This is a genomic window from Pseudoroseomonas ludipueritiae (genome assembly GCF_014490445.1).
Lineage (GTDB): Bacteria > Pseudomonadota > Alphaproteobacteria > Acetobacterales > Acetobacteraceae > Pseudoroseomonas > Pseudoroseomonas ludipueritiae.
Genome location: NZ_JACTUZ010000184.1, coordinates 1 through 7958, shown reverse-complemented (window position 1 = coordinate 7958; position 7958 = coordinate 1). Strand labels below are relative to the sequence as shown.

Sequence of the window (7958 nt, the reverse complement as noted above, 5' to 3'; positions counted from 1 at the left end):
GGCCTCGGCGGCGGCGGGGTCGCGCGGGTCGGCGCCGCTGTCCAGCACGCGGCGGCCAGTGGCGCGGTAGAGCAGCCCGGTATCCAGATAGGCCAGCCCCAGATGCGCCGCGAGGCGCCGGGCCAGCGTGCCCTTGCCGGCGGCGGCTGGGCCATCCACCGCGATCACGGGGCGGATGCTCATGCCGGGCGGATCGCCTCGGCGCCGGTGGCACCGTTCATCAGCGCCGCGAAGCCGGGGAAGGAGGTATCGATGAAGCGGCCGTCATCCACCGTCACCGCCTGCTCGGCACCCAGGCCCAGCACCAGCGCGCTCATGGCGATGCGGTGGTCCATATGGGTGGTGACATGGCCGCCACCGGCCGGCGGGCGGCCGTTGCGCTGCAGGATGAGGTCGTCGCCCTCCACCTCGGCCGCGACGCCATTGGCGGCCAGCAGGGCCACGGTGGCGGCCAGGCGGTCGCTTTCCTTCACCCGCAGCTCCTTCAGTCCGCGCATGCGCGTGGTGCCGCTGGCGAAGGCGGCGGCGACGGCCAGGATGGGATATTCGTCGATCATGGAAGGCGCGCGCTCCGCCGGCACATCCACGCCGCGCAGCGGGCCATGGGTGGCGGTGATGTCGCCCACCGGCTCGCCGCCCTCCAGCCGCTCGTTGGTCACCACCAGATTGGCGCCCATCTCGCGCAGGGTGGTGAAGAGGCCGGTGCGCAGCGGGTTCAGCCCCACGCCTTCCACCGTCAGGGAGGAGCCGGGCACCAGCAGCGCCGCCACCAGCGGGAAGGCGGCCGAGGAAGGATCGGCCGGCACATGCACCGGGGCGGCCACCAGCTCCGGCTGGCCTTCCAGCTCGATGACGCGGCCATGGCCCTGGGCTTCCACCCGCACCGTGGCGCCGAAATGGCGCAGCATGTTTTCCGTATGGTCGCGGGAAGCCTCTGGCTCCTCCACCCGCGTGGTGCCGCGGGCGCAGAGCCCGGCCAGCAGCACCGCCGACTTCACCTGGGCGGAAGCGACCGGCAGGCGGTAGTCCAGCGGCAGCGGCTCGGCCGTGCCCTCGATGGCCAGCGGCAGGCGTCCGCCGGCGCGGCCGGTGAAGCGGGCGCCGCTGGCGGCCAGCGGGTCCATCACCCGCTTCATGGGACGGGAGCGCAGCGAGGCATCGCCTGTCAGCACCGCGAAGATGGGGTGGCCGGCGATCAGGCCGCAGATCAGCCGCGCGGCGGTGCCGGAATTGCCCATGTCGAGCACATCCGCCGGTTCCACCAGCCCGCCGACGCCGCGGCCAGCCACCTGCCAGTGGCCCTCGCCCAGGCGGTCCACCGTGGCGCCGAGGGCGCGCATGGCGGCGGCGGTGCGCAGCACGTCCTCGCCTTCCAGCAGGCCGGTGATCTCGGTGCGGCCGACGGCGAGCGCGCCGAACATCAACGCGCGATGGCTGATGGACTTGTCGCCCGCCACGCGGATGCGGCCCGTAAGGCCGCTGCCAGGACGGCTGGCGCGCAGGGGCTGGGTGGCGGCATCGTGTTGCGGGGCGGCTGAGTGCGACATGGTCACGGGGTTTGACATGGCCCCATGTGCGTGGCAATGCGCGCCCTTGCCTGCGGCCGTCCGCACTTTCCGCCATGCGGCCGCCCCTTAGAATATTGTCCTGCGGGAATCCAACGCCGATGGCCAAGCCCGAACTGGGTATGAAGCGGATTTGTGTCGCCTGCGGCGCCAAGTTCTACGACCTCGGAAAGCAGCCGGCCGTGTGCCCGAAATGCGGTACCGAACAGCCGGCCGAACAGCCCCGTGCCCGCCGTGCCGCCCTGCCGGTGGACGACAAGGTGAAGAAGCGCCCCGCGGCCGCCGATCCCGACGCCGATGATGTCGAGATCGAAGACGTGGACGCGGACGAGTCGCTGGACGACGCCGAGGAACTCGATGACACCGAGGACGATATCGAGGTGGAAGTCGAGACGGACCGCGACGAAGAGAACTGAGCGCGGCCAGGGGGCGCTGCCCCCTGGACCCCCGCTGGGGTGACGGTGTCACCCCAGGCCCCGCCATCAGTTTTGACATGGCGGTTCCGCCGGAGGTCCATGACCTCCGGCGACAGCGGGCTCAGCCCGCGTGACCTTTATTGAAAATCCGAATAACTGGCGGCTCCGCGCCGCCATGCCCGCCCGACTCGAAGCGGGGTCCGGGGTGGGCTTTCCACCCCGGCGGGGTGTCCAGAGGGGCAACGCCCCTCTGGACCCGGCTTCAGTTCCGCGCCGCTGCCAGCGCCGCCGCCGCCGTCAGCCGCCCGTCATAGAGCGCGCGCCCGATGATGGTGCCGGCCACGTTGCCCGCCGCCATCAGCGCCGTGATATCCTCCACCCCCGCGACGCCGCCGGAGGCGATGACCGGCGTGGTCAGCCGCGCGCCGAGCGCGCTGGTGGCCGCGACATTGACGCCGCCCAGCATGCCGTCGCGGTCGATGTCGGTATGGATGATGGCGGCCGCCCCGGCATCCTCGAAGGAGAGGGCGAGGTCGAGGGCGGAGGTGGTGCTGGTCTCGGCCCAGCCCTCGGTGGCCACCATGCCGTCGCGCGCGTCGATGCCCACCGCCACCTGTCCGGGGAAGGCGCGGCAGGCGGCCTTGGCGAAATCGGGGTTCTTCACCGCCGCCGAGCCGAGGATGACGCGGGCGATGCCGCGCTTCAGCCAGGCTTCCACCGTCGCCATGTCCCGGATGCCGCCGCCGAGCTGCACCGGGCAGGGGGTGCTGGCCAGGATGCGGTCCACGGCCTCGGCATTGGCGGGCTTGCCGGCGAAGGCGCCGTCCAGGTCCACCACATGCAGCCATTCGAACCCCTGCGCGGCGAAGGCCGCCGCCTGGGCGCCAGGGTCCTCGGCATAGGTGGTGGCCTGGTCCATGTCGCCGCGCTTCAGGCGCACCACATGGCCGCCCTTCAGGTCGATGGCAGGGTAGAGGGTGAAGGCCAAGGCTCAGTTCTTTCCGGTGGTGGCGCGGATATCCAGGGTGCGGCCGCGCGTGGGCTCCAGCAGCTTGTAGTAGTAATGGCCGGCCACGGTCTGGCCGCGCACCCGCGCATAGGCGGGATGGGTGCCCCAGCGGGTATAGCCCATGGCCTCGAAGAGCGTGATGGCGGTGGTCTGGGTGTCGCGCACGTCCAGGTTCAGCACGCGGTGGCCGAGGGCGGCGGCGCGTTCCTCCACCCGCCGCACCAGCAGGCGCGCCAGGCCATGGCCGCGCGCATAGGGCGCGATATAGGCGTGGGTGAGCTGGGCGGAGAAGGACTGCGCCTCGTTGTTGCGGGGCGGGCGCAGCAATTGCGCGGAGCCCACCGGCACGCCGTCCAGCTTGGCGATGAACAGCTCGCAGGCCGGCACCAGCAGCACGCCGCGGAAGTGGCGGGTCAGCGCCTCGCGCCCCTGCGGCTCCACCCAGCCGAAGCCGCCGCCCTCGATGATGGCGGCATCGGTGGCCTCGCAGAGGTCGGCCAGCTCAGCATCGTCCAGCGCCTCGGCGCGCTCGACGGAGAGGGCGTGGGTGGTGCTCATGGCCGCCATGCCAGGAAGTTGGCCAGCATGCGCAGGCCGACGAACTGGCTTTTCTCGACGTGGAACTGGGTACCGAACATGTTGTCGCGTCCAATGGCGGCCACAACGGGGCCGCCGTAATCGGCGGTGGCCAGGATCTGCTCGGGCCGGCCGCCGGAAAGGGCGTAGGAATGCACGAAATAGGCGTGGTCGCCGGGCTCCAGGCCGGCCAGCACGGGATGGGAGCCAGGGGCGAAGCGCAAGCCGTTCCAGCCCATCTGCGGCAGCGGCAGGGGCTCGCCGCCGGGGCCGCGCGGGTCCATGGGCGCCATCTCGCCGGCGATCCAGCCGAGGCCGGGGGTGGTGCCGTGTTCCAGACCGCGCTCCACCATCAGCTGCATGCCGACGCAGATGCCGAGGAAAGGAATGCCCCGGCGGGTGACGGCCTCGTCCACCGCCTCCACCATGCCGGGCATGAGGTCCAGCCCGCGCCGGCAGGCGGCGAAGGCGCCCTGGCCGGGCATGACGATGGCATCGGCGCGCGCCACGGCTTCCGCCTGGGTCTCCACCGTGATGGCGGCGCCGCTGCCGTCTTCATCGGCCGCGCGGCGCAGGGCGCGCAGCACCGAGGCGAGGTTGCCTGAGCCAGGATCGACCACAGCCACCTTCATGCGCGCGCACTCCGCAGATCGGGCCGCGCGTCCAGGGCGCGCAGCAGGGCCGCCTCGGCATCGCGGGCGATGACGACGCCGGAAACCGGCAGGCCATGCCGCGCCAGGGTCCAGCGGCGGATATCCTGCGCCTGCAGCCCCACCAGGACCTGCGCGGCGAGGGTGACATAGGGCAGCACCGCCGCCGGCAGCAGGAAGGCGGCCAGGACGGAAAGCGCCAGCCAGATCGCCAGCGCCAGCCAGAGCCGGTGGAACAGGAACCACAGCGGCGGCAGCAGGAAGGCGAGGAAGGCGAAGCCCTCCGGCACCAGTTCCGGCAGGCGGGGCGGGCGGGTGGCGGGGACGGAGGCGGGCGGGGCGGCGTGCAGGGTAAAGCGGCGCATCACCCCTCCAGCGATCCCTTGGTGGATGGGATGCTGCCGGCGGCGCGCGGGTCGGGCTCCACGGCCATGCGGAGCGCGCGGGCCAGGGCCTTGAAGCAGCCTTCGGCGACATGATGCGCGTTGGTGCCGGCCTTCTGCGTCACATGCAGCGTGATGGCGCTGTTCATGGCGAAGGCGCGGAAGAATTCCTCGAAAAGCTCCGTATCCATCTCGCCCACCTTGTCGCGCGTGAAGGTGGCGTTCCAGGCGAGGAAGGGGCGGCCGGAGATGTCGATGGCGGCTTCCACCAGCGCCTCGTCCATCGGCACCAGGGCTTGGCCGTAGCGGCGGATGCCGCGCTTGTCGCCCAGTGCCTGGCGGATGGCCTGGCCCAGCACGATGCCGACATCCTCGGTGGTGTGGTGGAAGTCGATATGCAGGTCGCCCTTGGCCTCGATCTCCATGTCGATCAGGCTGTGGCGGCAGAGCGCCGTTAGCATGTGGTCGAGGAAGCCGATGCCGGTTGCGATGCGGCCCTGGCCGGTGCCGTCCAGGTCGAGGCGGATGCGGATCTGGGTCTCGCTGGTGGCGCGGGAGATCTCGGCGGTCCGGGCGGGGGCGGTGGCTGCAGGCGACATAGCCGCTTCCTAAACCGCGTCAGGGGCGGGCGCCAGTGCCGGCGGGGAAAGTGGGGCGGCGGCGCCATTTCTCGCGGGTGGCAAGGGCTTAACGCCGCTCCGTCGGCTTGCTCTCGCCGCTCCTGGGGAGGGGGCGGAAAGCGGTGCGCGGGCCCCCTGTTTCACGTTTCCTCGCGCGCCCGCGGCGGGGTGAGGAATCCAGCCCTTCGCCGCCCATCCAGGCGGAAGCTTTGCCGGCAGGCGAGCCTGGCTGCCGCATTCCCGCCACGGCTTTCAAGATGCGGGGAGGGGCTTTCGGTTTCCTGCCGCCCCGCTGGTCAGGCCGGTACTAGAAACGCCGCAGCCAGCCCAGCAGCCGGGCGGCCACATCGGGCCACCCGGGCTCCAGCATCATCAGGTGGCCCATGCCGGGCATGAAGCTGGCGGTGGTGCCGTGCCACAGGGCGCAGCGGCTGACGGCATCGGGCGGGATCAGCCGGTCCTCGCCGGCGCCCAGCACCAGCATGGGGCGGCCGTGCAGCCAGCCATGCGGCACCGGCTGCGGCCCCTGCGCCTCCATCAGCGCGGCGCGGGATTCGCCGCCCATGCGCCGGAGGAAGCCCTGCGCCCGCTCCAGCGGCATGGCGGGGCCGAAGAGGCTTGCCACCAGGGAAGGATCGGCCTCCGCCGCCATATGGCCCACCGGCGCATCCATCCGCGCGGCCTCGGCCCAAAGGGCGGGGTCGCTCATGGCCAGCCGGGTGGTGGAAAGCCAGAGCCCTTCCGGCGGCACCGGCGCCAGCAAGGCGGCGCCGCGCACGGTGGGTTCCAGCAGCAGGCGCTGCGCCACCAGGGCGCCGAGCGAATGCCCGACCAGCACCACCGGCCCGCCCATCCGCGCCACCGCCGCCCGCGCCTGCGCCACGTATTCGCCAAGGCCGGCCGGCTGCCCGTCCTCCTTCAACCGCGTGAAGGCCAGCGCCTGGCCGGCGAAGCCTTCCTCGGCGCAGGCCTGGGCGAAGCCTTCCTGCCAGACCCAGTTGCCGCAGGCGGCACCGTGCAGAAACAGGAGGGAGGGCACCGCCGTGCCGCGCCGGGCGTGGAAATCCGGAAAGGCGCTATCCGGCATCAGCGGAGTTCAGGGCAGGTCATGTCTGGCCATGCTAGGCGTGCCCGGGCGGGCGGACCAGCATCTTCGCCGCCGGTCCGCCATGCCCCTGCGGATCATTGAGCGTGTGAATGACCGGCGTTTCGCCTGGCCATTTCCCCTTCACACTCCGCCGCCCCAGATGCAGGGCAACAGAGAGTTGCCCCCATGACCGATCCTTCCCCCTCTGCCGCCCCGCTTTCCGCCGCCAGCGTCACGCTGGCCGTGCGGGACCTGGCCGGCACCGCCGGTTTCTACCAGCGCCTGCTGGGCCTGCGCCCGCTGCCTGGCCCCGCCGCCAGCCGCCTGACCCTGGCCGGCGATGGCCCGCTGCTGCACTTGGTGCATGCCCCCGACGCACGGCCCGAGAGCGGCCACGAACCCGGCCTCTTCCACACCGCCTTCCTGCTGCCGGACCGCTTGGCCCTGGCCAACTGGCTGCACCATGCCGCCGCCATGGGCGTGGAACTGCAAGGCGCCTCCGACCACGGCGTGAGCGAGGCGATCTACCTCTCTGACCCCGAGGGCAATGGCATCGAGGTCTATGCCGACCGCCCACGTGCCCTCTGGCCCCGCGCGGCGGATGGCAATGGCATCGCCATGTTCACCCGGCGCCTGGACCTGCGCGGGCTGATGGCGGTGGCCACCACCCACGGGCCGCTGCCGGAAGGCACCCGCATCGGCCATGTCCACCTGCGCACCAATGACGTGCCGGCGGCCGAGGCCTTCTACACCTCCCTCGGCATGGCGGTGATGCAGCGCCTGCCGCAGGCCAGCTTCCTTTCGACCGGCGGCTACCACCACCATGTCGCCGTCAATACCTGGGCCAGCGGCGGCAGCCCGCGCCGCCCTGCGGGGCTGGCCGGCCTGCTGGAGATGGAACTGCGCGCGGCGGACCCGGAAACCTTCGCCCGCGTCGCGGCGGCGCTGCGGCAGGGCGGCACGGTGCTGGAGGAAGCATCGGGCCTGCTGCGGGCCGAGGACCCGGCCGGCAATGCCTTGCGCCTCAGCCTGGCGAGTGAACCGGCCCTGGCGTGATGGGCCACCGGGGCTAAGGGGGCGCCGCCCCCTTGGAACCCCCGCTGGGGTGACAGTGTCACCCCAGACCCCGCCATTTCTTGCTGTTGGTGACAGGGTGGTTCCGCCGAGGGCCATGACCCTCGGCGACTGCCGCCTCGGCCTGTGCGACATTTTTTGAAAGACGCTGTGCAGCGCGCCAGGGTGCTGAAGCGCGATAAAACCCGCAGCGGGGTCCGGGGTGGACTTTCCACCCCGGCGGGGGTCCAGGGGGTGGAGCCCCTTGGCCCCGGCTGCCGTTTCAGCGCATCGCCACCAGCACCGTCAGCGCCACGCATTCCCCCAGCACCGCGCCAGCACCCAGCACATCTCCGGTCTGCCCGCCGATCTGCCGCCCAGCCAGCCGTGCCAGCAGCAGCGTGGCCAGGGCGGTGCCCAGGATGGCCGCCATGGCCGCCATTGGCGGCAGCAACAGGGCGGCCGGCAGTGCGGCCAGAAGCAGACCTAGCAGCAGTGGCTTGTGGCCAGGGCGCCCCAGCCCGGCGGCCACGCCATCCGGCCGGGCGGGGGGCAGCAGGCGCAGCAGCCCCAGCGTGGCGCCGCGCCCCAGGGCGGCG

Annotated in this window: 11 protein-coding genes; 2 read left to right on the top strand and 9 right to left on the bottom strand. The window is 72.2% G+C overall.

Features of this window, described 5'->3' with window-relative positions:
* Positions 1 to 183: (d)CMP kinase (locus IBL25_RS22955; protein ID WP_187780812.1), on the bottom strand; the 183-nt coding region annotated here is incomplete at its 3' end.
* The gene (aroA, locus tag IBL25_RS22950; RefSeq protein ID WP_379655972.1) at positions 180 to 1565 is read right to left on the bottom strand and encodes a 3-phosphoshikimate 1-carboxyvinyltransferase; all 1386 of its coding nucleotides are present in this window, start codon (positions 1563 to 1565) and stop codon (positions 180 to 182) included. The genes aroA and IBL25_RS22955, both read right to left, overlap by 4 nt.
* A gap of 101 nt (positions 1566 to 1666) precedes the next feature.
* Between aroA and IBL25_RS22945 the strand changes: the two genes are divergently transcribed.
* Entirely contained in the window at positions 1667 to 1981 is a 315-nt protein-coding gene (locus IBL25_RS22945; RefSeq protein WP_187780811.1) for a TIGR02300 family protein, read from the top strand.
* A gap of 262 nt (positions 1982 to 2243) precedes the next feature.
* Here the strand turns inward: IBL25_RS22945 and hisA are convergent, their stop codons facing one another.
* The 6 genes from hisA to IBL25_RS22915 form a co-directional block, all read right to left on the bottom strand.
* The gene (gene hisA, locus IBL25_RS22940) at positions 2244 to 2969 is read right to left on the bottom strand and encodes a 1-(5-phosphoribosyl)-5-[(5-phosphoribosylamino)methylideneamino]imidazole-4-carboxamide isomerase (protein WP_187780810.1); all 726 of its coding nucleotides are present in this window, start codon (positions 2967 to 2969) and stop codon (positions 2244 to 2246) included.
* 3 nt (positions 2970 to 2972) lie between these two features.
* On the bottom strand, positions 2973 to 3557 hold the full coding sequence (locus tag IBL25_RS22935) for a GNAT family N-acetyltransferase (RefSeq protein WP_379655973.1): 585 nt from the start codon (positions 3555 to 3557) through the stop codon (positions 2973 to 2975).
* Positions 3545 to 4198 carry an imidazole glycerol phosphate synthase subunit HisH gene (hisH, locus tag IBL25_RS22930; RefSeq protein WP_187780808.1) on the bottom strand — a complete coding sequence of 218 codons (654 nt, stop codon included), beginning with the start codon at positions 4196 to 4198 and terminating at the stop codon, positions 3545 to 3547. The genes IBL25_RS22935 and hisH overlap by 13 nt, the downstream gene beginning before the upstream one ends.
* Entirely contained in the window at positions 4195 to 4581 is a 387-nt protein-coding gene (locus IBL25_RS22925; protein ID WP_187780807.1) for a DUF2628 domain-containing protein, read from the bottom strand. Before IBL25_RS22925 ends, hisH begins: the two co-directional genes overlap by 4 nt.
* Positions 4581 to 5198 (bottom strand): imidazoleglycerol-phosphate dehydratase HisB, encoded by a 618-nt coding sequence (gene hisB, locus IBL25_RS22920; RefSeq protein ID WP_187780806.1) that lies wholly within the window; start codon positions 5196 to 5198, stop codon positions 4581 to 4583. The genes IBL25_RS22925 and hisB overlap by 1 nt, the downstream gene beginning before the upstream one ends.
* A 328-nt stretch (positions 5199 to 5526) precedes the next feature.
* Positions 5527 to 6306, bottom strand: coding sequence for an alpha/beta hydrolase (locus IBL25_RS22915; RefSeq protein WP_187780805.1), 780 nt, complete (start codon positions 6304 to 6306; stop codon positions 5527 to 5529).
* Between the two features lie 186 nt (positions 6307 to 6492).
* Between IBL25_RS22915 and IBL25_RS22910 the strand changes: the two genes are divergently transcribed.
* Positions 6493 to 7362: a VOC family protein gene (locus IBL25_RS22910; protein WP_187780804.1), complete on the top strand. Its 870-nt coding sequence runs from the start codon at positions 6493 to 6495 to the stop codon at positions 7360 to 7362.
* A gap of 280 nt (positions 7363 to 7642) precedes the next feature.
* Here the strand turns inward: IBL25_RS22910 and IBL25_RS22905 are convergent.
* On the bottom strand, positions 7643 to 7958 hold a 316-nt coding region (locus IBL25_RS22905; RefSeq protein WP_187780803.1), incomplete at its 5' end, for an adenosylcobinamide-GDP ribazoletransferase.